Source organism: Natranaerobius trueperi (assembly GCF_002216005.1).
Lineage (GTDB): Bacteria > Bacillota > Natranaerobiia > Natranaerobiales > Natranaerobiaceae > Natranaerobius_A > Natranaerobius_A trueperi.
Genome location: NZ_NIQC01000033.1, coordinates 1 through 24,579, shown reverse-complemented (window position 1 = coordinate 24,579; position 24,579 = coordinate 1). Strand labels below are relative to the sequence as shown.

General features: G+C 32.9%; 20 protein-coding genes, 14 tRNA genes and 3 pseudogenes. 22 read left to right on the top strand and 15 right to left on the bottom strand.

All coding sequences use genetic code 11. The features are described from left to right. Window positions 1–176: 176 nt before the first annotated feature. The 6 genes from ychF to CDO51_RS11420 form a co-directional block, all read right to left on the bottom strand. Window positions 177–1,274, bottom strand: a complete 1,098-nt coding sequence (gene ychF / locus CDO51_RS11445) for a redox-regulated ATPase YchF (protein ID WP_089024376.1) — start codon at window positions 1,272–1,274, stop codon at window positions 177–179. Between the two features lie 174 nt (window positions 1,275–1,448). Further along, window positions 1,449–2,099 carry a deoxyribose-phosphate aldolase gene (deoC, locus tag CDO51_RS11440; RefSeq protein ID WP_089024375.1) on the bottom strand — a complete coding sequence of 217 codons (651 nt, stop codon included), beginning with the start codon at window positions 2,097–2,099 and terminating at the stop codon, window positions 1,449–1,451. A gap of 30 nt (window positions 2,100–2,129) precedes the next feature. Beyond that, a complete protein-coding gene (gene surE, locus CDO51_RS11435) occupies window positions 2,130–2,903 on the bottom strand; it encodes a 5'/3'-nucleotidase SurE (RefSeq protein WP_089024374.1) in 774 nt (257 codons plus the stop codon). A 15-nt stretch (window positions 2,904–2,918) separates the two neighbouring features. Next, window positions 2,919–4,214: an amidohydrolase gene (locus CDO51_RS11430; RefSeq protein WP_089024373.1), complete on the bottom strand. Its 1,296-nt coding sequence runs from the start codon at window positions 4,212–4,214 to the stop codon at window positions 2,919–2,921. Window positions 4,215–4,282: 68 nt separating this feature from the next. Beyond that, entirely contained in the window at window positions 4,283–5,149 is an 867-nt protein-coding gene (locus CDO51_RS11425; RefSeq protein ID WP_089024372.1) for a ComEC/Rec2 family competence protein, read from the bottom strand. Next, entirely contained in the window at window positions 5,139–6,212 is a 1,074-nt protein-coding gene (locus tag CDO51_RS11420; protein WP_089024371.1) for a tetratricopeptide repeat protein, read from the bottom strand. The genes CDO51_RS11425 and CDO51_RS11420 overlap by 11 nt, the downstream gene beginning before the upstream one ends. A gap of 120 nt (window positions 6,213–6,332) precedes the next feature. Between CDO51_RS11420 and CDO51_RS13900 the strand changes: the two genes are divergently transcribed. The 10 genes from CDO51_RS13900 to CDO51_RS11370 all read left to right on the top strand — a co-directional run bounded on the left by CDO51_RS13900 (window position 6,333) and on the right by CDO51_RS11370 (window position 9,474). Continuing rightward, entirely contained in the window at window positions 6,333–6,491 is a 159-nt protein-coding gene (locus tag CDO51_RS13900; protein ID WP_158212445.1) for a DNA-directed RNA polymerase subunit beta, read from the top strand. Between the two features lie 21 nt (window positions 6,492–6,512). Then, complete coding sequence (locus CDO51_RS11410) at window positions 6,513–8,081, top strand: Mur ligase family protein (RefSeq protein ID WP_089024369.1); 1,569 nt, start codon at window positions 6,513–6,515, stop codon at window positions 8,079–8,081. Between the two features lie 100 nt (window positions 8,082–8,181). Further along, window positions 8,182–8,258, top strand: a tRNA-Asp gene (locus CDO51_RS11405). Between the two features lie 5 nt (window positions 8,259–8,263). Then, window positions 8,264–8,340, top strand: a tRNA-Thr gene (locus CDO51_RS11400). A 6-nt stretch (window positions 8,341–8,346) separates the two neighbouring features. Beyond that, window positions 8,347–8,434, top strand: a tRNA-Tyr gene (locus CDO51_RS11395). A gap of 59 nt (window positions 8,435–8,493) precedes the next feature. Then, a tRNA-Gln gene (locus CDO51_RS11390) sits at window positions 8,494–8,568 on the top strand. Window positions 8,569–9,087: 519 nt separating this feature from the next. After that, a tRNA-Asp gene (locus CDO51_RS11385) sits at window positions 9,088–9,164 on the top strand. Between the two features lie 5 nt (window positions 9,165–9,169). Continuing rightward, window positions 9,170–9,246, top strand: a tRNA-Thr gene (locus CDO51_RS11380). 6 nt (window positions 9,247–9,252) lie between these two features. After that, window positions 9,253–9,340 (top strand) — tRNA-Tyr (locus tag CDO51_RS11375). Between the two features lie 59 nt (window positions 9,341–9,399). Next, window positions 9,400–9,474, top strand: a tRNA-Gln gene (locus tag CDO51_RS11370). A gap of 498 nt (window positions 9,475–9,972) precedes the next feature. Here CDO51_RS11370 and CDO51_RS15540 read toward each other — a convergent pair. Continuing rightward, window positions 9,973–11,015: pseudogene (locus CDO51_RS15540) on the bottom strand (IS30 family transposase). A gap of 179 nt (window positions 11,016–11,194) precedes the next feature. Here CDO51_RS15540 and CDO51_RS11360 point away from each other — a divergent pair. The 4 genes from CDO51_RS11360 (at window position 11,195) to CDO51_RS11345 (ending at window position 11,581) form a co-directional block, all read left to right on the top strand. Beyond that, window positions 11,195–11,271: transfer RNA gene (locus tag CDO51_RS11360), tRNA-Asp, on the top strand. Window positions 11,272–11,276: 5 nt separating this feature from the next. Next, window positions 11,277–11,353 (top strand) — tRNA-Thr (locus CDO51_RS11355). 7 nt (window positions 11,354–11,360) lie between these two features. Beyond that, window positions 11,361–11,448: transfer RNA gene (locus CDO51_RS11350), tRNA-Tyr, on the top strand. Between the two features lie 58 nt (window positions 11,449–11,506). Continuing rightward, window positions 11,507–11,581 (top strand) — tRNA-Gln (locus CDO51_RS11345). A 47-nt stretch (window positions 11,582–11,628) separates the two neighbouring features. Here the strand turns inward: CDO51_RS11345 and CDO51_RS11340 are convergent. After that, window positions 11,629–12,405, bottom strand: coding sequence for a CheR family methyltransferase (locus tag CDO51_RS11340; RefSeq protein WP_089024368.1), 777 nt, complete (start codon window positions 12,403–12,405; stop codon window positions 11,629–11,631). A 26-nt stretch (window positions 12,406–12,431) separates the two neighbouring features. Continuing rightward, window positions 12,432–12,836, bottom strand: coding sequence for a nucleoside-diphosphate kinase (gene ndk / locus CDO51_RS11335; RefSeq protein ID WP_089024367.1), 405 nt, complete (start codon window positions 12,834–12,836; stop codon window positions 12,432–12,434). 150 nt (window positions 12,837–12,986) lie between these two features. On the opposite strand from ndk, the gene CDO51_RS11330 reads away from it, so the two are divergent. The 5 genes and pseudogenes from CDO51_RS11330 (at window position 12,987) to CDO51_RS11310 (ending at window position 16,857) form a co-directional block, all read left to right on the top strand. Then, window positions 12,987–13,063, top strand: a tRNA-Pro gene (locus CDO51_RS11330). A gap of 261 nt (window positions 13,064–13,324) precedes the next feature. Beyond that, window positions 13,325–13,400: transfer RNA gene (locus tag CDO51_RS11325), tRNA-Phe, on the top strand. 93 nt (window positions 13,401–13,493) lie between these two features. Then, window positions 13,494–15,362 (top strand): YgiQ family radical SAM protein, encoded by a 1,869-nt coding sequence (locus CDO51_RS11320; RefSeq protein WP_089024366.1) that lies wholly within the window; start codon window positions 13,494–13,496, stop codon window positions 15,360–15,362. Between the two features lie 423 nt (window positions 15,363–15,785). Next, a pseudogene (locus CDO51_RS15095) lies at window positions 15,786–15,927 on the top strand (zinc ribbon domain-containing protein); the annotation flags it as partial. A gap of 663 nt (window positions 15,928–16,590) precedes the next feature. Continuing rightward, entirely contained in the window at window positions 16,591–16,857 is a 267-nt protein-coding gene (locus CDO51_RS11310) for a YggT family protein (protein WP_089024365.1), read from the top strand. Window positions 16,858–17,465: 608 nt separating this feature from the next. Here CDO51_RS11310 and CDO51_RS14775 read toward each other — a convergent pair. After that, window positions 17,466–17,663 carry a transposase gene (locus CDO51_RS14775; RefSeq protein ID WP_240503561.1) on the bottom strand — a complete coding sequence of 66 codons (198 nt, stop codon included), beginning with the start codon at window positions 17,661–17,663 and terminating at the stop codon, window positions 17,466–17,468. Window positions 17,664–18,186: 523 nt separating this feature from the next. Between CDO51_RS14775 and CDO51_RS11300 the strand changes: the two genes are divergently transcribed. Beyond that, window positions 18,187–19,476, top strand: coding sequence for a uracil-xanthine permease family protein (locus tag CDO51_RS11300; protein ID WP_089024364.1), 1,290 nt, complete (start codon window positions 18,187–18,189; stop codon window positions 19,474–19,476). 510 nt (window positions 19,477–19,986) lie between these two features. Here the strand turns inward: CDO51_RS11300 and pssA are convergent. Then, window positions 19,987–20,664: a CDP-diacylglycerol--serine O-phosphatidyltransferase gene (gene pssA, locus CDO51_RS11295; protein ID WP_089024363.1), complete on the bottom strand. Its 678-nt coding sequence runs from the start codon at window positions 20,662–20,664 to the stop codon at window positions 19,987–19,989. A 460-nt stretch (window positions 20,665–21,124) separates the two neighbouring features. On the opposite strand from pssA, the gene CDO51_RS15535 reads away from it, so the two are divergent. Continuing rightward, window positions 21,125–21,280, top strand: a complete 156-nt coding sequence (locus CDO51_RS15535) for a glycosyltransferase family 2 protein (RefSeq protein ID WP_420811495.1) — start codon at window positions 21,125–21,127, stop codon at window positions 21,278–21,280. Here CDO51_RS15535 and CDO51_RS15530 read toward each other — a convergent pair. The 3 genes and pseudogenes from CDO51_RS15530 to CDO51_RS11280 form a co-directional block, all read right to left on the bottom strand. Beyond that, window positions 21,272–21,580 (bottom strand): annotated as a pseudogene (locus tag CDO51_RS15530) (transposase); the annotation flags it as partial. The gene CDO51_RS15535 and the pseudogene CDO51_RS15530 overlap by 9 nt on opposite strands. A gap of 225 nt (window positions 21,581–21,805) precedes the next feature. Next, window positions 21,806–22,519, bottom strand: coding sequence for a SurA N-terminal domain-containing protein (locus tag CDO51_RS11285; RefSeq protein WP_089024362.1), 714 nt, complete (start codon window positions 22,517–22,519; stop codon window positions 21,806–21,808). Between the two features lie 133 nt (window positions 22,520–22,652). Continuing rightward, a complete protein-coding gene (locus tag CDO51_RS11280; RefSeq protein WP_089024361.1) occupies window positions 22,653–23,552 on the bottom strand; it encodes a BON domain-containing protein in 900 nt (299 codons plus the stop codon). Window positions 23,553–23,674: 122 nt separating this feature from the next. Here CDO51_RS11280 and CDO51_RS13890 point away from each other — a divergent pair, with 122 nt between their 5' ends. Then, window positions 23,675–23,833, top strand: coding sequence for a hypothetical protein (locus tag CDO51_RS13890; protein ID WP_158212443.1), 159 nt, complete (start codon window positions 23,675–23,677; stop codon window positions 23,831–23,833). Window positions 23,834–23,896: 63 nt separating this feature from the next. Here the strand turns inward: CDO51_RS13890 and CDO51_RS13885 are convergent, their stop codons facing one another. After that, the gene (locus CDO51_RS13885; RefSeq protein ID WP_158212442.1) at window positions 23,897–24,064 is read right to left on the bottom strand and encodes a hypothetical protein; all 168 of its coding nucleotides are present in this window, start codon (window positions 24,062–24,064) and stop codon (window positions 23,897–23,899) included. Between the last annotated feature and the right edge of the window lie 515 nt (window positions 24,065–24,579).

Here is a 24,579-nt window from a genome sequence, read left to right as displayed (position 1 = left end):
AGATTTTGCATTAGGCTTCCTTCAGACTCCACCTCACGATGGACGCCCTTGCCATTTGCTAACAGTTCCTGCCACCAAGCCTGTAGCGGACTTTCACCGCCTAGCTACCGCCCATGCAGGGCAAACTGAAAAGGGGCTTAATCCCAAAAGTTTCACTTTTGGGACAGCCCCTTGTATTAGACATTAAATCTAAAATGAGATATGTCACCATCTTTCATAATATAATCTTTTCCTTCTAACCTTAAGACACCATTTTCTCTTGCGTTAGCATAACTTTGATATTTTATCAGATCTTCATATGCAATAACTTCAGCTCTGATGAAACCTCTTTCAAAATCAGAATGTATTTTTCCTGCTGCTTGTGGAGCTGCTGTTCCTTCTTTGATTGTCCAAGCCCTCACCTCTTGTTCACCAGCTGTGAAAAAAGTTATAAGTCCTAAAAGATCATAACCAGCTTTTATAACTTTATTTAAACCTGGCTCTTCTAAACCTATTTCTTCTAAAAACTCGTCCATTTCTTCATCATCTAATTCAGCTAGTTCTGATTCAATACTTGCACAAACTTGGATCACTTCTGACCCTTCTTTTGTAGCATACTCTTCTACTTTTTGTACTAGCTCATTAGAATGATCATTATTAATATTATTTTCTCCTACATTTGCTACATAAAGAATTGGTTTAGTTGAAAGTAAAGGTAGTGTTTTTAAGATTTTTTTCTCATCATCATTAAAGCTTAATGAACGAGCTGATTGACCTTCAGATAGAGTTTTTTGCAAGCGTTCAAGTAACTCATATTCTTTTTTATATTCTTTGGCTCCTCCAGATTTCATTAACTTTTGGGTTTTTTCCATTCTTTTTTCTACTTGTTCTAAGTCTGAAAATATCAATTCTAAATTAATGGTTTCAATATCTCTTATTGGGTCAATAGATCCATCTACATGCGTTATGTCTTGAGATTGAAAACATCTAACTACATGTGCTATAGCATCTACTTCACGAATATTAGATAAAAATTTATTACCTAACCCTTCTCCTTTACTTGCTCCTTTAACTAATCCAGCTATATCTACAAATTCAATAGCTGTTGGTACAGTTTTTTTTGGCTTAATAAGTTCACTTATTTTTTCTAACCTTTCATCAGGTACATTTACGACGCCAACATTTGGATCGATTGTACAAAAAGGAAAGTTAGCAGCATCAGCTCCTGCTTGAGTAATAGCATTAAATAAAGTGGATTTTCCTACATTAGGAAGTCCTACAATTCCTATTTGCATGTTATACAACCTCCTTAAGATATTACACACAATTCTATATTATACATAAGCATAAACATCTTGGCAATTATGTAAAAAAGATTAATATCATAATAAGTACAAGCCACTAACGGCTTGTACTTATTAACTAATTGTTAAATAAACATTATAAGAGCTTTATTTACTTTTTTATCACTACTGTTTTACTATCTCAACACTTTTACTAGCACCAATTCTTGTTGCACCCGCTTCAATCATTTGCCTTGCGGTTTCATAATCCCTTATTCCTCCTGATGCTTTAACCCCAAGCTCTTCACCAACTGTTTTTCTCATAAGCTTTACATCCTCTACTGTAGCTCCACCTGTACTAAATCCTGTTGAAGTTTTAACATAATGAGCACCAGCTCTTTTTGAAAGTTCACAAGCTTTGATTTTCTCTTCATCTGTTAATAGACAAGCCTCAATTATCACTTTAACAATTGTACCAACAGGTACTGCATCTACTACTTCGTTAATATCTTCAACTACTTCTTTATCTTTACTATCCTTTAATAATCCGATGTTAATTACCATATCAATCTCAGTTGCCCCATTTTGTACAGCTTCTTTAGCTTCTAAGCTTTTGATATAGCTAGTAGTAGCTCCTAGAGGAAAACCTACAGTAGTAGCTACTTCAACATTGTGATCTTTTAGATAATCACTAGCAGTTTTAACAAAAGCTGGATTAACACAAACAGCTTTAAACTTATTATCAATAGCTTCTTGACACAATGATTTAATTTGATCATTTTTTGTTTCAGGCTTTAATTGAGTGTGATCAATATATTTGTAAATATTAACAGTCATACATTTTCCTCCTTTATATATTCCTTACTATTAAAATGACCAATCTAATAAATTATTATAAAGTTCATAATCAGTTAGATCATACTTAACCGGAGTTACGGCCACATAGTTATCTCTAACTCTACTGACATCTGTTTCTGTATCACTTGTATCTTCAATAACCTTACCTGCCATCCAGTAATAAGCTTTCCCTCTTGGATCAACTCTCTTTTCGAACAAGTTTTCGTATTGGCGGTTCCCTAGTCTTGTTAATCTAATTCCTTTTATTTCCTCTGCAGGGGAGCCTGGAATGTTTATATTAAGTAACGTTCCTTTTTCAAATCTTTCTGGGTTTTTTAAAACCATTTCTGCTACTTTTGATGTATAAGAAGCTGCAACACTGTAATCTTCATATTCAAAATCAACTAAAGAAGACGCAATTGAATTAACTCCTAAAATTGCAGCCTCCATAGCGCCAGATACTGTTCCAGAATATAAAACATCTGTTCCTAAATTAGCACCTCTATTGATACCAGAAATTACAAGGTCTAGTTTATCATCTACAATAGACTCGATTGCGAGCTTAACACAATCTGACGGGGTACCGTTAACTGAATAAAACGGTACATTTAACTTCTCACCTAGTTTATTTACTTCATTTACTCTAAGGGGTTTATGCACTGTAATAGCATGACCAGTAGCACTTTGTTCTCGGTCTGGTGCTACTACTATTGGTTCTACATTCGGTTTATTTGATAATTCTTTTGCCATAGCATATATACCTGGAGCATATATACCATCATCATTTGTAAGTAAAACTTTCATTTTATCCCTCCAAACCTAAGCATTAATAATTTCTTTAGCATGTTTATTAGCTTCATGGTAGATCTTTTCGAGATCAAGATGTAAAAACTCCTTATCTTTCATTAATACTTTACCATCTACTATTACAGTGGAAATGTTTTGTGAATTGCATGAATATATTATATTTGCAATTGGATTGTGCTTTGGGTACATATCTGGGGAGTTTTTATCAACCAAAATTAAATCAGCTTTATAACCAGGACTTATCTTTCCTAGCTTATTTAGCTTTAAAGATTTTGCTCCTTCACTAGTTGCCATTTTTAATACAGTTTCTGCTTCTAATAAAGTAGGATTTTTGTGAAAACCCTTTTGTATTAATGAAGCTGTTCTAGCTTCTTCTAAAAGATCTAAATTATTATTAGAAGAAGGTCCATCTGTTCCTAAAGATACATTGACATCTTTTTCTAGCATTTTATCAATAGGTGCAATTCCCGAACCCAGTTTTAGGTTACTTCCGATATTATGACTGACAGAGACTTTTTTCTTTGATAAAACTTCTAAGTCATTATCATCTAAATGTACACAATGAGCTGCTAGTGTTGGTCTATCAAAAACACCTATATCATTGAGATAAATCACTGGTGACTTTCCATATTCTTTAATACTATCTGAAGTTTCTCCTTCTGTTTCTGATACGTGTATATGGATAGGAACCTTCAGTTCTTCTGAAATTTCTATTGATTTCTCAAGAAAACTTGTAGGACATGTGTATGGTGCATGTGGAGCTAACATACAAGTTATTCTACCATCCGCTTCATTATTCCAGGTTGAAATAAATTCTTTAGCTTCGTATAAACTTTCTTCACCTTTAAAACCAATCATCCCTCGCGAAAGTGACGCTCTAATTCCTGTTTCTTTAACTGCTTTTGCAACACTATCCATATAAAAGTACATGTCAGCAAAACTAGTTGTACCTGTTCTTATCATTTCAACAATTGACAATAAAGAACCCCAATACACACTTTCATCACTCAAATTAGCTTCTGCTGGCCATATCTTATTTTCTAACCAATCCATAAGTGCCATGTCGTCTGCATAACTTCGAAATAAACTCATGCCAGCATGAGTATGTGTATTGATAAATCCAGGTAACAAATAGTTTCTTTTAGCATCAATTACTCTATTTACTTTAGATTTAAGTTCATCATCAAAAGGCTCTTCACGTATATTTGTGATGACATCACCTTCTACTAATACATAACCAGGATCTAATATCCCCTTTTCAGTCAAGGTAATTACAATAGCATTTTCAATAATCAAACTATTGCTCAACAAAAATTCCCCCTTTAATATTCTAACAGTTACTTAATTCGCTAAATATATATAAATTCCTTTCATAACTAAAGATTCCAGTCTACCTTTTTACCATCTGTTTTAAAATTCATATTTCCCGTTTGTCCAGTTCTTTCAATATGAATGCCTCTTTTTCGTAAAGAATGCATCAAATCTTGGTCAGGCAGATTCAAAGGATTATCTGATCCTCCCATAATAACCGCAATTTGGGGAGAAACTAAATCTAGAAAATTATCAGAAGTTCCTTTTTTATCACCCATCCTACTTACTTTTAAGATATTAATATTCGTAGGTACTTCAAGATCTAATAGGCCCTCTTTCCCCAAGGCTCCTGTAAATAAAAAAGATATGTCCTTATATTTTAAGAGAATAACTAGAGAATTATCTCTGACGTCGTTAAATTTAGCTCTACTTGGATATATAGCTTTTAAAGTCAAGTTATCTGTTTCATAAATACAATCCCCAGCCCTACCAACTTTGTGAGTATCTACTTTTTTTCTTACAGAAGATAAGTATTTTTTAAATGTATCAGTTTGTAAAGCTGTACCAGGATCTATCACTCTTTTAACATGAAAGTTATTAACTATATCTGGTACACCTCCAATATAGCTAGAATATGGATTAGAAATAAGTAGTGTGTGAATTTCTAAAACATCTAGTTGTTTTAGATACTCAACTAATTTATCACTACTATATTTAGAACCACTGTCAATTAATATCACTTTATTTTCAGGGGTAATAATTATACTAGCCTCTCCATTTATTGAATCAACAAAATGAACCTCCATTTTGTTATTTTTAGGTTTTTGATATCTTTCAATTAAATCATTACCAGCTTCGACATGTAGGTCTATTGTCAATGGAAGCATAAATAACCCAAGGATTACCAAAAGAATATTTGATTTAACTTTCACCGCTGTCACCTCGGTTTTTATTACTATCACTATGTGTTACCTTATAAGAATATTTTTGTGATAATTTACGAGCTTTTTCATACTCTTTTTTAGCAAGATGTTCTTGATGCTTTAAATGGTAGACAACACCTAATTCAAAATGTATTTCTTCATGCTTCGGGTTTATTGCGAGCGCTTTTTTCAAATGATGCATAGCCCTATCTAAGTCACCTAGATATGTATGTGCTTTACCTATATTTAAATGAAGTTCCCAATCAGAATCACTATCTTCAGAGATATGTAGTGCTTTACTAAAATATTTAATACTGTTATTTAGATCACCTAAGTTAAAATAAATAACACCACAATTATAAAAAGTATCCACTAATTCAGAAGAGTAATCACAAGCCCTTAAAAAATATGTTAAAGCCTTTTCCTGTTCATCCTTATTTACATAAATATTTCCAATTGCATTATACAACATAGCCTTTGCTTCATTATCTTCTACTAAAGCTAAAACTAACCTAAACTTTTTAAGTGCACTATCATATTCTTCACGATACATATGCGCTAATCCTAAAAAGTAATGACCCATTATCATATCTGGATCTTCGTTTACTACATTTTCAAATTCTGCTTTTGCTTCATCTAACATAGAAAGATCAAAATACCCAAGTCCTTTTCGAAATGACTTTATACTATGATCTCTTGATTCGCTACTTTCTTCTAAGGTAGTGTTAGCAGGTAAACGGTCTGAACTTTCTTTTTCGTATGTGTCATTGGTTTCACTTTCTATCTCTTTTTGTATTTTAGAATAAAAATCCTCTGGTAAGCCCAGGTAAGCTGATATTAAACTATCATCTAACTGGTCAGGTATATCTAAACCATATTCATCTTGAATAGCCCATAATTTCTCTTCAAACTGTAGCCAATACCCAATACATTTATCTATTTCTTTACGAAGATCCACTAACTTTTGGTTTACATCTTTACTTTGGGTTTTATGGGGATTTTTTTTGATATCTTCTTCAATTTGATTTAATTCATTAAATATTTCTTGAAATTGTTCATCAAAAGTAGACATTTAAACTTCCCTCCTTGTAAATCTGTTATTATTATGCAATTGATTTCACCTATTAAATTTTATATAATCGTGATAAACTTCAATATGAATGGACAAACTATAATGATTAGGAGTGAAATTATGAGTAAACATCAAAAGATTTTAATTATAATCGCATTGTTAATCGCTGCATTTTTGGCTGGATTCATCTTTGGTTTTGGATATATTGCCGAAAACCCTTTTGAAGCGTTTAGATTAGAAACATGGCGTACTTTTTTTCAACAATTAAGATCATTTTAACAATGTAGAGAGGTGTCAAAAATGCAATTACAAGAACTTATAAAAAACTATTCAATAAAGGAGATTTATCATCCTAATAAAACTGATGTTTCTATTGATTTTAAAATATCAGGCTTGAATTATCATTCCCAAAAAGTTTCGAGTAATGAGTTATTTTTCTGTATAAAAGGAGTAAAATTTGACGGTCATAATTTTGCAATGGATGCCTATGAAAAAGGAGCTATTGCTTTAGTCGTAGAAAAAAGGTTACCTAATGTTCCAATCGCTCAAATTGTAGTAGCTGATACCAGATTAGCCTTATCTTATCTAAGTTCAATATTTTATAGCAAACCTTCTAAAGACCTGACTATGATAGGAATAACTTCTACTAATGGTAAAACTACTACTAGTTATATGATAGATAATATATTAAGTTCTAATCATCTTACAGGCTTAATTGGTACTGTTGTAGTAAAAACTGGTGATGAACTTGAAGAAGCTGGGTTAACCACACCAGAATCATTAGATCTTCAAAAATATTTATATAAAATGAAATTAAAAAATCTCCCTTATTGTACTATGGAAGTTTCTTCTTCTGGGTTGGAGTTAGAACGAGTATCAGCTGTAGATTATGATGTGGCTATAATAAATAATATAGCCCGTGACCACATTGATTTACATGGATCTTTTGAAAAATACTTTAGAGCAAAAAAACGATTGGTCGAAGAATTAACATCTAATAAAATTGCTATCTTAAATGTTGATTGTGAAAATACTAGAAAATTAATTAATTATACCAATGCTAGAGTTATCACTTATAGTGTCAAAGGAAATGACGCTATGGTTCAGGTTGATGACCTAGATCTATCAAGTGGGCGTGGTAATTTTACTATTAATATTAAAGAAGCTTTACCAACAGTGTTAGATAAAAAAGTTCAACAACAACACATTAAAATCCAGCTTAATGTATTAGGACTTCATAATGTATACAATGCAACTTCTGCTGCAATCGCTGCATTAGCATTAGATAAAAGTTCTGCTACTATACAAAGAGAACTACTAAGATTCGGTGGAGTAGAACGAAGATTTCAATTAATATATAATCAAGAATTTAAGATTATAGATGATCATTTTGCTAATTCCGGAAATATTGCTGTAACTCTCGAAACATTACGTCATATGGAATACAATAAACTGAAACTACTTTATGCAATTCGTGGTGGTCGAGGTATAACAGTCAATCGAGAAAATGTTGAAACACTAATCAAATGGGCTAATAAGCTTGATTTAAAAGAAATTTATGTGACATCTAGTGTGGAATGTGTAGATGAAAAAGATAAAGTTTCAAAAGAAGAACTTGATTTAACCATAGATCTATTAGAAGAAGCGGGTTTACAAGTTATTTACTATGATAACTTAGATAATTCAGTTAAAAGTGTGCTACAAAACCTAACAACTGGTGACGTTCTTTTATTTGCAGGGTGTCAAGGAATGGATCCTGCAGCAAAAATAGCACTGAATCATCTATATAATAACCTTTCATCTAAAGAAAAAGAACACAAAGGTGAAGAAGTCTTAGCTCCTCTAAAAAATAGAATAGCAGGTATGTAAAACTTAAATAGCCTTGTGAAATATTCTAAAAATTTTTGACTCTAAAAATCCCTTGACCATAAGTTTTCAATGTTGTATACTAATAAATGTCGCAAGGCAAGGGGCTGTAGTGAAGCGGCTTAACACGCCTGCCTGTCACGCAGGAGACCGCGGGTTCGAATCCCGTCAGCCCCGCCATATATGCTGACGTGGCTCAATTGGCTAGAGCAGCTGACTTGTAATCAGCAGGCTGTGGGTTCGAGTCCCACCGTCAGCTCCATTTTTTGGAGAGATACCCGAGTTTGGCCAAAGGGGGCAGACTGTAAATCTGCTGGCGTTAGCCTTCGAAGGTTCGAATCCTTCTCTCTCCACCAATTTATTTAGATGTTATTACATAACATCTTTTTTATTTGTCTAAACTACTTAATAACATTGGGGCGTAGCCAAGTGGTAAGGCACGGGGTTTTGGTCCCCGCACGCGCAGGTTCGAACCCTGCCGCCCCAGCCAAAGAATGTTACCTCGAGTAAACTACTCGAGGTTTTTTTAATTGAAAACTTAAATCCCCTCCACTCTATTTCGTTACTCACTAAACTGTTCAAATTAGTTTATTCAAACTAAATTTAATGTAATCCCTATTCTTATTATCAAAATTACAACATATAACTCATTCTTTCTTTCAAGGACCAAGAAATGTTTCATCTGTAAGAGCTTTTTAAACATCATTGAGACTCTTCCCTATTCAGTTAGGGCTAAACAAGGTGTTGTCATCAGTTAGCCCTTCTTTTTAAGAAAACTGATATATCAAAAACGCTTTTTAGCCTAAACTTTCTTAGATAGTAATTAAATTTACTGCGCTTTTTTTATTTTCATTTTCCTTTAATGATCACTCTTGCAAATAAATATATCGCAGTTAGGTTCATTTTTTTAAAGAATTACCATTTTAAAATCTATTAAATTTATGATTTTTAAAAAAATCCCTTGACCATAAGTTTTCAGTGTTGTATACTAATAAATGTCGCAAGGCAAGGGGCTGTAGTGAAGCGGCTTAACACGCCTGCCTGTCACGCAGGAGACCGCGGGTTCGAATCCCGTCAGCCCCGCCATACATGCTGACGTGGCTCAATTGGCTAGAGCAGCTGACTTGTAATCAGCAGGCTGTGGGTTCGAGTCCCACCGTCAGCTCCATTTTTTGGAGAGATACCCGAGTTTGGCCAAAGGGGGCAGACTGTAAATCTGCTGGCGTTAGCCTTCGAAGGTTCGAATCCTTCTCTCTCCACCAATTTATTTAGATGTTATTACATAACATCTTTTTTATTTGTCTAAACTACTTAATAACATTGGGGCGTAGCCAAGTGGTAAGGCACGGGGTTTTGGTCCCCGCACGCGCAGGTTCGAACCCTGCCGCCCCAGCCAGAGAATGTTACCTCGAGTAAACTACTCGAGGGTTTTTTTATTGAAAACTTAAATCCCCTCCACTCTATTTCTTTACTCACTAAACTGTTCAAATAAGTTTATTCAAACTAAATTTAATGTAATCCCTATTCTTATTATCAAAATTACAACATATAACTCATTCTTTCTTTCAAGGACCAAGAAATGTTTCATCTGTAAGAGCTTTTTAGACATCATTGAGACTCTTCCCTATTCAGTTAGGGCTAAACAAGGTGTTGTCATCAGTTAGCCCTTCTTTTTTAAGAAAACTGATATATCAAAAACGCTTTTTAGCCTAAACTTTCTTAGATAGTAATTAAATTTACTGCGCTTTTTTTATTTTCATTTTTCCTTTAATGATCACTCTTGCAAATAAATATATCGCAAGTTAGGTTCATTTTTTAAAGAATTACCATTTTAAAATCTATTAAATCGTGAATTTCAATATTAAATTGAACTAGTACCAACTGTAATATAAAGTCATTCGAGTAAAACCTCACACTGTTCAAGCACAAAAGCTTCATCTGGCGTTAGATAATCAAGGATCTGTCTTGGCAAGGTATTGCACCAAGTTTGAACTTAGCAATGGCTTCTCGCGAATAATCAAGTAGGCTTTTACCCTTCGGGATAAAACGTCTAATAAGGCCATTATGGCGTTCATTAGTACCTCGCTCTCCAGAAGCATAAGGATGAGCAAAGTAAACCTAGGTATCGCTAGTTTTTTCTAACCGACGCAAGTTCTGCAAACTCTAATCCATTATCAGCAGTAAAGTTTTGAATACTTTAGAAAAAGCATCGCCCATTTCAAAAGCCAGTTTTGCAAAACTTGTTGAACTGCTTCAGCAGTTTTAGCAGAAATTTTACGCACTATTTCTTTTCTAGTTACCCTTTCAGTAATAGTGAGTAATACAGGCTAAGTTTTTGTTTTCTTACCAATTAAGGTATCAATTTCTCAGCGGCCAAAGTGCTGACGCTCATTTTACTTCTTTAGGTCGTTCGCTAATACGAGTCCCTAAAATCTTTATGTGCCTTACTCTTTTAGGTTTTGTGGAACGTCTAGTCTTTAGTGGTAGATCAATATTTTTAATATTGAGTAAACCTACATCAACGTAATTGTAGAGCGTTTTAGTTGATACCTAGCTACTTTTGGGAATTTATTTTGTCTTTTAAGAAGTCACAAATAGCATCTAAAGAAAACTTGGCGTTCCAAAATAGATCTGTAGCATGGGCTATGAACTCTTCACATTGTAGAAATTTAAATTTAGGTCCACAGTTTTTACGGTTTTGTTTATATATTCTTTTAGCTTTATCTGGATAATAGACTTGGCATAGTTTATGGCCTTAATCTGGGTTACTGTACCTCTTTTTAGTTCATTACGAATTGAATTTGATGCTCTATTTAAAATTTTAGCAATAGCGTATGGGCTCTAGCCTTGCTTATGTAATAACTCTATTTTCCCTCGCTCGAAATCATTTAGATGTTTATTCTTGCGGGAAGTTGGTGTATCATTAAAGTAATCCATAGTGTGCACCCTTCATGTAATTAGTTATTTTGCGGTGATTTAATTATATTACAGTTGGGTCCACTATGGAGTTTTTATTTAGTTCAATTTCATTTTACAATTAAGCAATTTATGATTTTTTAAAAAATCCCTTGACCATAAGTTTTCAGTGTTGTATACTAATAAATGTCGCAAGGTAAGGGGCTGTAGTGAAGCGGCTTAACACGCCTGCCTGTCACGCAGGAGACCGCGGGTTCGAATCCCGTCAGCCCCGCCATATATGCTGACGTGGCTCAATTGGCTAGAGCAGCTGACTTGTAATCAGCAGGCTGTGGGTTCGAGTCCCACCGTCAGCTCCATTTTTTTGGAGAGGTACCCGAGTTTGGCCAAAGGGGGCAGACTGTAAATCTGCTGGCGTTAGCCTTCGAAGGTTCGAATCCTTCCCTCTCCACCATTTTATTAGATGTTATTACATAACATCTTTTTTATTTGTCTAAACTACTTAATAACATTGGGGCGTAGCCAAGTGGTAAGGCACGGGGTTTTGGTCCCCGCACGCGCAGGTTCGAACCCTGCCGCCCCAGCCAGAAATTATCAAACCTCGAGAGCTGAACCCTCGAGGTTTTTTTATATCCTATTTCTGATAGAAAAAAGTTTCAATTGAATTAAATCCTATTCTATTTGCATCAAATATTTGCTCTGTACTTCCCACAAATAAAACCCCTCCTGGCGATAATGCATTATAGAAATTCCTATACAAGTTTTTTTTGGCCTCTTCAGTAAAGTAAATCATTACGTTACGGCATAAAATTAAATCAAAATTTGACTCATATTTATCTTCTAATAAATTATGTTTTTTAAATGTGACTCTTTTTCTAACTTGATTATTAACTTGATAAAGCTTGTCTTCAATCTCAAAATACTTCTTAATTCGATCTTTATTCACTTCTTTTACTTTTTCTTGTGAATATTTCCCTTTTTTAGCTTCTTTTAAGACAGTTTCATCTACATCTGTAGCTAAAACGTTGACTTTATCTAAAGAGAAAAATTTATTAAGTAACATAACTAAGGAGTAAGCCTCTTCACCAGTAGAACAAGCTGCACTCCATACTTTTAAGTTATCTCTTTTTTGCTTAATTAAATTTGGTATTATTCTGTTTTCAAGTATGTCCCAACGTTGAGGATTTCTAAAAAATTCAGATACATTAATAGTGATTCTATCCAAAAATTCTCTATAGAGATCTTTATCTTTTTGTAATGCCTGCCAATACTCATCAAAAGTAGAGAATCCTCTCTTAGTCATTAAACTAGTTAAACGTCTTTTCATTTGTTTTTCTTTATATTGATTTAAATTGATTCCAGTTTTTTTATGGACGTTTATTTTAAATTGTTCAAAAGCTATTTGTTTCATAGTTAAGTTCCCCTCCCCCATTTCTTCTACTTAAAGAATAAGTTAATTTCCCTTTGTGCACTTTCTTCACTGTCTGAACCATGCACTATATTTTTAGTAATACTTAATGCCATATCCCCTCTTATAGATCCAGGTTCAGCTTTTTGTGGGTCAGTTGCTCCCATCAAAAATCTTACAGCGCTAATTGCATTCTCACCTTCCCAGATCATTACAATTACAGGTCCACTTGTTATGTAATCAATAAGTTCATTGAAAAATGGTTTTTCTTTATGTTCTTGATAATGTTTCTTGGCAAGGTCTCTAGAAATATGCATAAGTTTCATATTCTGTAACTCCAACCCTTTGTTTTCAAAGCGTGATATAATGTTGCCAACATCCCCTCGCTCTACACCATCAGGTTTTATCATTACAAATGTATGCTTATTACTCATATTAAAACCTCCTTGGGATTAATTACAAATAATAATCATTAACTTATTAACAAATTTTAACTCATTTTAACTTTTGCTGCAAATTTATTTATAATATACCCTAGCTAGGGTTGAAATATCACAATAATTTCTGTATAATAATTTATACAACGGGGCGTGGCGCAGATTGGTAGCGCGCTTGACTGGGGGTCAAGAGGTCGCTGGTTCAAATCCAGTCGCTCCGACCATACCTAAATAATAAAGATGGTATTTTACAGTCTTTATTATTTTAGATTTTTACTTGGTGTCTCATTCTATATCTAATCTGTCATATTGATCTAATTGTTTCTTGGATTCTATTTTATCTCCAACTTCAAGCTTAGAAATATTTGATAAAATCTTATTGTTGCATCTGTATGAATCTGACTATCTTTAAACTGGTTGACAAAAATCCAGAAATGCTGTAAAATAATTAATTGAAACTAGACAAAATAATATAGATAATACTTGGCGAGATAGCTCAGTCGGTAGAGCAGTGGACTGAAAATCCACGTGTCGACGGTTCGATTCCGTCTCTTGCCACCATTAAAAAGTAGGTTTCAAAAGAAACCTACTTTTTTTAATAAAAATTGACTTTAAACCTTATAATAATTAAACTCTATTTGTGGAGGAATTGATATGACAAACTTTTTACCAATTTCCAAAAAAGATATGAATGATCGTGGTTGGAAACAACTTGATTTTATTATTGTAAGTGGAGATGCTTATGTTGATCACCCCTCTTTTGGAGTTGCGATAATTGGTAGATTATTAGAAGCTCACGGGTTCAAAGTTGGAATTATATCACAACCTGACTGGACAAATTTAGAGGATTTTAAACAGTTAGGTAAACCAAAGTATAGTTTCTTTGTAACTGGAGGAAACATTGATTCTATGGTAAATCATTATACTGTAGCAAAAAAACGAAGAAGAAAGGATGTCTATACTCCAGGCGGTAAAAGTGGCCATAGACCTGATCGAGCATCAATAGTCTACTCTCAGAAAATAAAAGAAGCCTTCAAAAAGGTTCCCATTATACTAGGTGGCATAGAAGCTAGTTTGCGTAGGTTAGGCCATTATGACTACTGGGATAATCGCATTCGACGTTCTATCTTATTAGATGCAAAAGCTGATCTACTTGTCTATGGTATGGCTGAAAAACAAATTATTGAAATAGCGGAAGCTTTACAAAGCGGTCTTTCCATCAAAGATTTGAGTTTCATTAAGGGTACTGTATATCAAAGCGCAACTATTGAACATATTTATGATTATGAAATGTTACCTTCTTATGACAATATTTTAGCTTCAAAAAAAGAATACGCTAGAAGTTTTCTTATTCAATATAAAAATACTGATCATGTTAAATCAAAAACTTTAATTGAACCTTATAGACACACTTATGTCATACAAACCCCACCTCAGGAACCATTAACAACAAATGAACTTGATACTGTTTATTCACTTCCCTTTCAAAAAGATTATCACCCTATTTATAATAAACAGGGTGGTGTTTCTGCAATAAAAGAAGTTAAACACAGTTTAGTAAGTAACCGGGGTTGTTTTGGAGGGTGTAGTTTTTGCGCTTTACATTTTCATCAAGGTCGAACTATTCAAACTAGAAGTATAGACTCTATTGTAGAAGAAGCTAAAGAACTCACAAAAGACACTGACTTTAAAGGGTACATTCATGACGTTGGAGGACCTACGGCTAACTTTCGTAAAAAAGCTTGTCAAAAACAAATTAAACATGGTGTGTGCATGGATAAAAGTTGCCTGTCTCCTAAACCATGTAATAATTTAGAGATAGATCATACTGAATATCTAGCTCTATTACAAAAATTACGTAATGTAGATGGTGTTAAAAAAGTTTTTATAAGATCTGGAATTAGGTACGATTATTTAATTTATGATAAAGATAAAAGTTTTTTTGAAGAGCTTTGTAAGCATCATGTCAGCGGACAGCTGAAAGTCGCTCCAGAACACATTGCTCCTCAAGTTCTTGAAAAAATGGGTAAACCTAACCAAGAAGTCTTTGAAAAATTTAAAGACAACTTTTATGCCATTAATAAAAAGCTTGGCCTTAAACAATTTCTAGTCCCCTATTTAATGTCTAGTCATCCTGGTTCTGATTTATATGCGGCAATACAATTGGCAGAATATTTAAGAGATATAGACTATCAACCTGAACAAGTTCAAGATTTTTATCCTACTCCAGGTACACTATCGACATGTATGTATTATACAGAAATAGATCCAAGAACTATGGAAAACGTATATGTTCCTAAAGATCCAAGAGAAAAAGCTATACAAAGAGCACTAATTCAATACAAAAATCCAAAAAATTATACTTTGGTCTATGAAGGTCTTAAAAAAGCAGGGAGAGAAGATTTAATAGGTTATGGAAAAAAATGTCTAATAAAACCAAAACAACAACCCTATGAATTTAATTCAATTCACAAAAAACAAAAAAGAAATAATGGAAAAAAGAAATCAAAGAAAAGAAAATAATGTTAAAGGATTTAGGCTATATCTTTAAAAGATGTCCTGAATTTTGTGTAAATGGCATTTTTCGTAATAAATTTACTAACTAGTTTCATCCCTATTTTCTCAATCAAGATTAGATTTATACCGCAATATTATAATTCTATTTGGGCTCCTTCGAAACGGATAGCGAGCTGTTAGATACAACTCTTCCAATAAGAAACTGGTTGGTCAAATTGAAGGCTCCAGCTGTTGTGGTAACAAGTACCGGAAAAACAAAATTCATATTTTCTAATCAAAAGGTAGAACAGCGTTTTAAAGAAATTGTCCGTGAAGTATGTACTTAACAAAAAACAAAAAATTGAAGTACTAGCAATCGAGTGTGAAAAAGACCATACGCATATATTTTTATTTCTCTACCACAAATAAGTCCATCTCAAATATGGCGAAAGTAAAAGGAGGGAAAAGAACCTACATACATGGTCATTCTACCGGTTAGCATTATTTATTGAGTACAAAGCAAAACTAGCAGGTATAGCAGTAGAATATGTAGATCCAAAATATACAAGCCAAACTTGTCCCAAAACGTTGAAAAGGAATTCCCAAAACTTTCTAAAGCTGACCTCAAGACCTAGCTTTCTTACACCAATAGACATTTAGCTTGCGCTTTCACTGTGCTGTATTAATAGATAGGTCCGGTATTATTAGAAATATTGAACTTTTTTAGAGTCAAAAAGACCACTACTTTAAAACCCACTATGAATAGCTTTAAAACGTCATGTATAATCAAATATAGTATTTTACAGCTAATGGCGGCTTTGATTTGATAGTACTGAAAACTACCGCATAAATCAAGGGACAAATGTCGTAGTAAAATGTGCAGTCACTGATTCAAAGTATGGATGTGTAATTTATCCTAAAAGTAGTGTCTGAAAATGCTATTCTAGTCTTTAACTACCGCTTAGTTTAGGGCAACTAATCGTTAAGAATTTCATAGTGTATTTCCTTAATTTCCTTTATCTGCTATTGCTCTAAATATTTTTGCAAAAGAAATGTCTTCCTCGAATACCATTAGTAGCTTACAGACTATTAATTTAACCGTACTATGTCGAAGGGTAAATACATTAATCACTTTTTGCGCTTACCAGGGAAATAATGCTTTTTAAAATTTCATTAGAAAGAAGGAAATTAGTATTATCTCACGAAGTTTTAAATTGTTGTCTATATAACTATATTAATAAAAAGGTGGGATTAAATGCTACCAGACAATATCTTATTATTAGCTTTTAACATTTTGTATTTTCTATTTTTATTTAGAATAATTTTCAAATTGATTAGTGGGAGTTTCTCACCAAACTCTCCAATGTTTAAAATTGGAGAAGCAATTTTTGAATTAACTGAACCTATACTTGCCCCAGTAAGAAAAATAGTCCCTCCCATTGGAGGGACTATGGATATTTCACCATTATTAGTCTTATTTTTAATTCGCATAATTCAGAGAATGTTAATGGGCGCAATGTAACTTTTACTCATCAATACAATTACTCTACAAAGCAACTCTACAAATATTGGTCCTATTAACTCAAAGAAAATAAAAGTAGATAAAACCAATATTATAACAACCCATCCTCACTCAATAGGAGACTTATCTTCAGCCAAAATTGCTAGCCCAATAGACCCGTCCTCGCTTGCGGTGTGAGGGCTAGTCCCATATTTTTTCTATGTTCACGAGATATATTCTTGCTGAAAATAGCTCCAATTCTCCCCCCCTTTATTCACTTTCTAATATTACCAAATACAACCTGAAGTAAGTATACATATTCGATCTATTATTCCTAAATTTTACTTAACTCCAGCATTTTGCTACTTACGCTGCATATTGTAACAAATCTAATGAACTATTATGTAACAACATCCTGCCATCATAAGGGTCTTCTTAGTACCTAGTGCAAATAATACCCTAATCAATCTACACAATAACGCTACAAGCGATTGTTTCTTTTTCAATGGATTTTCTGGCCTAGTGGTATAATAATCACGTATAACTTAAATTACAAATTTTTGGCTACTAATGGAATTACACAACGGTACAAGACTCCCCTTAAACGAGGTTGACCCCTTTTGGTGATCTTAGTCCCCCCCTTTGTATTGACCTGAGCTGTTTTCTTTTAGGTTTAAACCTGCTAGCTTTTGGATTTGACGCGGATGTTGATAGTTTGATAAGTTACCCACTTCAGCCAAAAATCCTGCTACTGTAACCATTCTTACTCCAGGGATGCTCATCATTTCTTCTGCTAACTCATCTGTTAAAGATCGATATTGTGACAAGAAAGGTTTTTAGTTCTTGTCTTACTATTATCTCTCCTTCTACCAGCCCAGTACTATTATAGGCTGCTTCAATCAATTTTCTTGCTCTCTTTTTACCTACCGCACGCTTTACTTCACGTTTACAACAACTAGCTATGCCTTCAAAGGCTTGAACAACAAAAAGTTATCTAAAGGGAATTGAAGTTTCTCTTTTAACCTACAGTTGGTTTAAACGATCAAACCATATAAGTTACTTGACTTTTATTTTCTATACTCGTATAATAAGTTTAAGGCCTTTAAACTGATTCAGCGAGATCAGTAAGGAAAAATCGGGTATAATCTAATTGAAAAATCTAATAAACGTTTCCCTTGAAATTAGTCCAGAGAGGCTAATAAGGGTTGTAACAGACCATGAATGTTGGGTAATTACACCTTATTAGCTATGACTAATAAGGTGTTTTTTTATGTGTATCCAATAACAAGTAATCGCAGCAAAAATCTTCTAAAGGGCCTAAACAAACACTATTTTAAGGAGGTCATATCAATGCAAAGTAAAGAACTAAAAACCCAAATTCCGTTAGCTTTTCAACACGTATTTGCAATGTTTGGTGCTACTGTGTTAGTTCCATTCATTACAGGGTTGAACCCTTCAGTTGCTTTATTCACAGCAGGTCTTGGAACACTACTATTTCATTTGGTTACAGGTGGTAAGGTTCCTGCATTTTTGGGTTCTTCATTCGCTTTTATTGCAGGTATAAATGCAGTAAGTTCTCAATTTGGAATGGCTCATGCTACAGGAGGGATTATAGCAGTTGGTGTTGTTTATATACTAATGGCTGGTATCGTGGCTTTAGTAGGAGTATCTAATATAAAAAGACTATTTCCACCAATAGTCACAGGTCCCATAATCATTGTTATAGGTTTAATTTTGGCACCTGAAGCAATAGCAATGGCATCAGAACATTGGGGAGTTGCACTAATAACAATTTGCGCAGTGATTTTTACAGGAATTTTAGGACAAGGGTTCTTAAAATTAATACCACTTATAATTGGTATTGCTACAGGATATATTTTCAGTGTCATATTTGGAATTGCTGATTTCACTACAATTAGAGAAGCTGCTTGGTTAAGTGCACCAGATTTTATGGCTCCTCAATTTTCAGCAGATGCTTTGAAAATTATGATTCCAATAACCCTTGTTACTGTTGTTGAACACATCGGAGATATAACCACAAATGGAGCTGTAGTCGGACAAGACTTTTTCAAAAAACCAGGGTTACACAGGACTTTATTAGGTGATGGTATCGCAACCATTGTTGGAGGAGCATTTGGTGGCCCTGCAAATACAACTTACGGTGAAAATACCGGTGTCCTTGCACTTACAAAAAATTACAACCCTGCTATTATTAGAATGGCAGCTGGTATTGCAATAATCTTTAGTTTTATAGGTAAGCTAGGCGCTTTCATCATGTCAATTCCTGAGGCAGTTATGGGTGGTATAAGTTTTGTATTATTTGGTATGATTGCAAGTGTCGGAATTAGAACTTTAGTAGATAATGCACCAGACTTATCAGATTTAAAAAATTCTAGTGTTGTCTTTGTAATCTTAATAGTTGGGATCTCTTATGTTCAAGGTGAAGATAATTTAGCTGTAATTCATATTACTGAGTATGCTACTTTAGAAGGTTTAAGCTTGGCAGCTCTTCTCGGGATATCTTTAAATGCTTTCTATCAATTTATTTTACCTCTATTTGTTAGAAAATCAGTTAGAAGTTCCGAAGCTTCTTACAGTAGTTCAAAAACAAATACCGAAGTTAAACCAAGTAATAGTTAATCTTAAATGTATAAAAATACCTCGGAATCAATTGATTTCGAGGTATTTTTATTACCTAAATTGGAATATTAAATTTAACAAATTTCGAACTGAAATGTAAGTAAAGCATTCAATTCGTCTTTAGAACTAGGAGATTGATACCGTCTTTTTAGAGACCAACAAAAGCATTTTAAGTGGTGTCTAGATAATAGACTTTTCTTTTAAAGGCCTAGATCTGCGTTACTGTACCTCTTTTAATTCATGAAGCTAGTGTTTGATGCCATGCCCCGCCAATAGCTATGGGCTTACCCCTGCCTTTGAAGTAACTCATTTTTTCTCGCTCAAAATTATTTAAGTGCTTATTCTTGTAGGGAAGTTAGTGTATCATTAAGGTAATCGATAATAAGCACCTTTCTGTAATCACTTAAATATATCAAAAATGCTCTTAATGATAAAGTATCTACCATTAAGAGCATTGTTTGTTTAATCAATTATTAATAGTTTTTCCTTACTAAGAGAAGTGTTGTTAATTTATTGGTTAGACTTTTGCAATACATCAACATTGAAAAAAGCATTTATTAACCCTATTAAAACATATAAACTTAACATAGCAAAAGTTACTATTGGAAATACTATAAAAATTATCGCAGTTAAAATAGGTAATAAAAAGTGTATTTTCTTTGTTGGCTGGTAACCTTTTAAAGATGGATATGGAATTTCAGGTACCATTAATATTGATAGAATTACAATAATCAATGCTTCTACATAAATAGGAAATATAGTCATATAACTCATTATAGCTACCATTATTCCCGCTACATTTATTGGTAAGCCTAAAAGTACATTTTCTGAAGAACCATATAGAAAGTCTGTATTATACTTAGCCACTTGGAAAGTACCACATATTAAAAAAACAAGCGCTAATACTAAATGCAAACTAGTAATTTCACTTTGATGAACTACATAAAAATACGCCGGGACTATGCCAAATGAAAAGTTATCACTCAATGAGTCGAGCTCTTTACCGAAAACTGCAGTAACATTTAATTTTCTTGCTAGTCTTCCATCAACCCCATCAAAACATAAAGCCAAAATTACTAATGATAATGCCATTCTTTCATTTCCTGTATAAAGTAGTACTAATGCTAAAAATCCTAATGATAGATTTGTAAATGTTAATATCGACGGCATCCACTTACTTATACCCACAAAATATTCCTCCCTCAGTTTGTTTGAAATTTAGCTACTTAACAATATTATAAACACTATATATAATATTGTACATAAAAATAGAAAAATCCTTTTATTTTATTAATTAAATTAATACTGTATAACTTTAATTTTATCTACAGATTGATTTCCTCATTTCTTTTTCTTCAATTCTTCTTCCCCACTAAACCTTTTATAGCTCTTTCACATTTACAATCTAGAATCCTCTCTCCCCTACTTTTTATATTATTAAGAATAGGTAACAGTTTTTTAAATAGTGAATACGTATATTAATAACTAGCATCATTTCAGTTCGCTATTTTTGATTATATAGTAAGGAGTGGATTAAGTTGAATGTTAAATTTAGTATTATTATACCCACTCATAATCGTTCTGAACAATTATTATTAACTCTTACTTCTTTTAATCAACAGACCTACCCCAAAATAACTTTGAAGTCATTGTAGTTGATGATGGCTCAACTGATAATACAAAAGAAATAGTAGAAAAATTTAAAGCACCCTATTCTTTAACTTTTATATATAATAAGGAAAATACTGGTAATGCTGCACATGCACGAAACCAAGGAATTGATATAGCCAAAGGGAATATCTAATTTATTGCGACGCACTATTTGTGGTTCAAATTCGCCTTCACGATCTCTTGGTACTTCGACTTCTATATTGCCATAATTTGACCTTAGTTGTTTTTCTCTCTTTCCATTTCGACTATTTGTAGTTTCCTTTTCTCGGTAATCATACTTTGAGTAACCCAGTTAATGATCAAGTTCACTTTCTAGCATTTCTTCTATTAGTTCACCAAATTGCTCCTTCAAAACTTCTTGAATATCATTTACATCTTTTAGTTTACCTTGTTTCATTATTTCTCTTACTTTCTTTTTGTCTATTAAATTCATAACGGTGCAAACCTCCCATTCTATTTTTATTATACATCATTTCGGAAGGTTTACACCGTTTATTTTACACTCTCACCTATAAATAATAATAACTTAAGTAATCTCCAGCTAACCCTTTTATAAAATTGTGGTTATTTTTATTTAAAAAATTATAAAAAAAGCTTGCCGACTGTTTTAGTGAATTCTGTCGACAAGCTTAACTTTCTATTGATAATAGAGGTTTAATTAGTATAAGATTTCGATGTCACTTTCATCTTTTAGCTCGTGAATTAATTTACCCACTTGCTCTTGTTTCTTTTCTTCAAGAGCCATTTCTTCTAAATCGGATTTTATTTCTTCAAATTCAGGTAATTCTGCTTCATCGATTTCTTCGTCTTCTGGCATCATTTCTTGTTGTTGTTCTATTTGTTGATCATACATTTGTTTTAATTCATCTTCAGAAATATTAAGATCATCATCTTGAACTTGCTCATCAATCAATTTATCAATCATCAAGGAATCAGAGATTTGCTGTTCTAACTGTTCTACACTTAAACCTAATTGTTCTTCTAGCTGATCATCATCTTCGAATTCATTTTTATATTCTTCTAATTCTTCTTCTACTAGTTCTTCATTAGGTGATATTTCTAAATCTTTAGCTTCTTGAATTAATAACTCTTCACTTACAAGTTCGTCAATTACCTGTCGTGTAACTTGTTCGTTCATCTCTTCATCTTCATCTAGGTCGATTCCTTGTGCTTCATAAATTTGTGCAAAATAGTCTTTTGTTTCTTCAAACTCTTCTTTATCAATTTCCTGCCCGTTTACAATAGCAACAGTTTCACCTGTTCTTTGATTTCCTTGATGATCAACTTCTTCTTCATTTTGTTCACCACAACCAACAAATGCTGATACTGTAATGGTTGATAGTGCTATTAGAATAAGCTTTTTTAAATTCAATTTTCTCCCCCTAACATAATTTAAATGATTTACTTAAAGTTAATTTATTTATCCCCCCCATTTCTAGCTTTATTTATAATAACAGTTCATAGTAAGCTCTATTTAAATTTGAGTTAAATTTTTTTTAAACAAATTAATCTGGTAATCTGATTTTGTTCTCTACTGCGATTAAATCCTGGCCATATTCTTCAAGAAGTGAATGAAGTAATTTATCTACTTCACGTTTTTGCTCATTATCTGATACCATTCCTTCTAATACTAAATGTCCTTCATCTTCATAAATTTCTATTGGTAAGTCTCTAAGTTTTTCATCTTGTGAAAATGAAGCAGAGACAAGTTCTGCAATTCTATCTCCGGTATCTAATTCTCCCAGTTCAGTATTAACTAGATGAGTTTCTACACTTTTCACTCCGTTTACACGAGTTGCTAAGGTATAAGCTTTATCACGTTCCGTTATTTTTGCAAGTCCACTGATTTTGACTTTTCCATTTTCACAATCCACTTCAAGGTCTTTATTTTGCAACCCCTCATTTGAAAACAATCTATTTATCTCATTAACTATAGTAGCGTCATCTCTTTCTTTTTGTGAAACAATCAGATTGTTTTGTATAGATTTAACACCCATTGCTTTACTAGCAGTTTTCTCAGCTATCTGTTTCTGTGATAAGTTAGATACCTTCCCATCTAAAATAACCTTTCCTCTTTGTAAAGTTACATTTATTGAAGCATCTTCTATTTCTGGGTCATTTTCTAACTCTTGTTCTACTTCCATATGTACATGGCTATCATCTACTGCGCCATCAGTAGACACAGTTATATTATTTTCAATTGTTTTGATCCCATCAACAGATTTAACTACACTCTTTGCATTCTCCGCCTCTAACAATGTGTCTACTATACCAGAAATTGTTACATGACCATTAACAACTCTTACATGTAAGTCATAGCCAATAAAATTTGGTTCATTATTCAATTTACTTTCAATATTTTCTTTAATTCTTTGATCTCTTTCAATTTGTTTTTTGTTAACCATATATAATACCTCCTATAAATAAACTTAGTATTAGTATTTTGCAGATAAATAAAAAAATTACAAAATTAAATGTAATAAAATTAATTAAAATTACCTAAGATAAATAACGGGGTGAGTGCCGTATGATGAACTCAGGAGAACGTGTTGTTATTGGCCTTGGAACCATAGTATCAGGTGTTGGAAGAAAACTAGGTGGGAAAATAGGAGCCGGTATATTAGGATTTGGCTTGGCTCACATTTTCCTTGGTACTCTTAGTAAGTTAAAACGCCCATGGCGATAACAAAAAACATCCGGGATATAATCCCGGATGATACATATTACGGTACTCACCTCCATTTTTTAATTAATTTTCTACTTTTCTAATCATAAGCGTACCATTATTGTCAATCTTACTTCTTTTTAAGTAATTATATTTGTTAAGGGCTTTATCGTAGGACAAGCCGGTATCTAATATTCGTTCTTTATGACCTAACATTCCAATTAATACGATTTCCCAACTTTTCCGTTCCATATTAACCCTCTCTTTCATCAATTAATTTACTAATATTATATGCAAATCACCTAAAAAGTAAGCGAGTACATATTAAAAAATTTTAACCATAAAAAAACCATCTCAAAGAGATGGATAATCTTCAAATATTTCCATTGTTTAATTTTCTACCAATATCTCTAGGAATCAATTGTCATACCATTAACTAATATACATCACCAAAGTTAGTGTACCACAATCTAAAGTTGCCATTTATTTTAAATGGAAAATATAAAGGTTTTGATATCATAACTTCTGAACCATTACTTTTAATTGGTATATTTGAATAATATAAATAAGTTATCAGAACCTTTCTTATATAATTCTATATAATTCAGTTGAAAAAAGAATATGAATAGAGCTGACGAATAAATCGAGTAGGAGGTAGATAATTAATTTATCTACCGACCTCTCACACCACCAAGCATACCGTCCGGTACTTGGCGGTTCAATGATTTAAGTGCAGTACCTCGTATCTTTTGGATATGTCATCATAT

What these genes read in the sequence shown, in the direction of transcription:
- CDO51_RS11310 (WP_089024365.1), top strand. Translation starts at nt 16,591, where the DNA reads ATGCTACCAGACAATATCTTATTATTAGCTTTTAACATTTTGTATTTT.
- CDO51_RS13900 (WP_158212445.1), top strand. Translation starts at nt 6,333, where the DNA reads ATGAGTAAACATCAAAAGATTTTAATTATAATCGCATTGTTAATCGCT.
- CDO51_RS11300 (WP_089024364.1), top strand. Translation starts at nt 18,187, where the DNA reads ATGCAAAGTAAAGAACTAAAAACCCAAATTCCGTTAGCTTTTCAACAC.
- CDO51_RS11420 (WP_089024371.1), bottom strand. Translation starts at nt 6,212, where the DNA reads ATGTCTACTTTTGATGAACAATTTCAAGAAATATTTAATGAATTAAAT.
- ychF (WP_089024376.1), bottom strand. Translation starts at nt 1,274, where the DNA reads ATGCAAATAGGAATTGTAGGACTTCCTAATGTAGGAAAATCCACTTTA.
- CDO51_RS11410 (WP_089024369.1), top strand. Translation starts at nt 6,513, where the DNA reads ATGCAATTACAAGAACTTATAAAAAACTATTCAATAAAGGAGATTTAT.
- CDO51_RS11340 (WP_089024368.1), bottom strand. Translation starts at nt 12,405, where the DNA reads ATGAAACAAATAGCTTTTGAACAATTTAAAATAAACGTCCATAAAAAA.
- ndk (WP_089024367.1), bottom strand. Translation starts at nt 12,836, where the DNA reads ATGAGTAATAAGCATACATTTGTAATGATAAAACCTGATGGTGTAGAG.
- deoC (WP_089024375.1), bottom strand. Translation starts at nt 2,099, where the DNA reads ATGACTGTTAATATTTACAAATATATTGATCACACTCAATTAAAGCCT.
- CDO51_RS11280 (WP_089024361.1), bottom strand. Translation starts at nt 23,552, where the DNA reads ATGGTTAACAAAAAACAAATTGAAAGAGATCAAAGAATTAAAGAAAAT.
- CDO51_RS11320 (WP_089024366.1), top strand. Translation starts at nt 13,494, where the DNA reads ATGACAAACTTTTTACCAATTTCCAAAAAAGATATGAATGATCGTGGT.
- CDO51_RS13885 (WP_158212442.1), bottom strand. Translation starts at nt 24,064, where the DNA reads ATGGAACGGAAAAGTTGGGAAATCGTATTAATTGGAATGTTAGGTCAT.
- CDO51_RS13890 (WP_158212443.1), top strand. Translation starts at nt 23,675, where the DNA reads ATGATGAACTCAGGAGAACGTGTTGTTATTGGCCTTGGAACCATAGTA.
- surE (WP_089024374.1), bottom strand. Translation starts at nt 2,903, where the DNA reads ATGAAAGTTTTACTTACAAATGATGATGGTATATATGCTCCAGGTATA.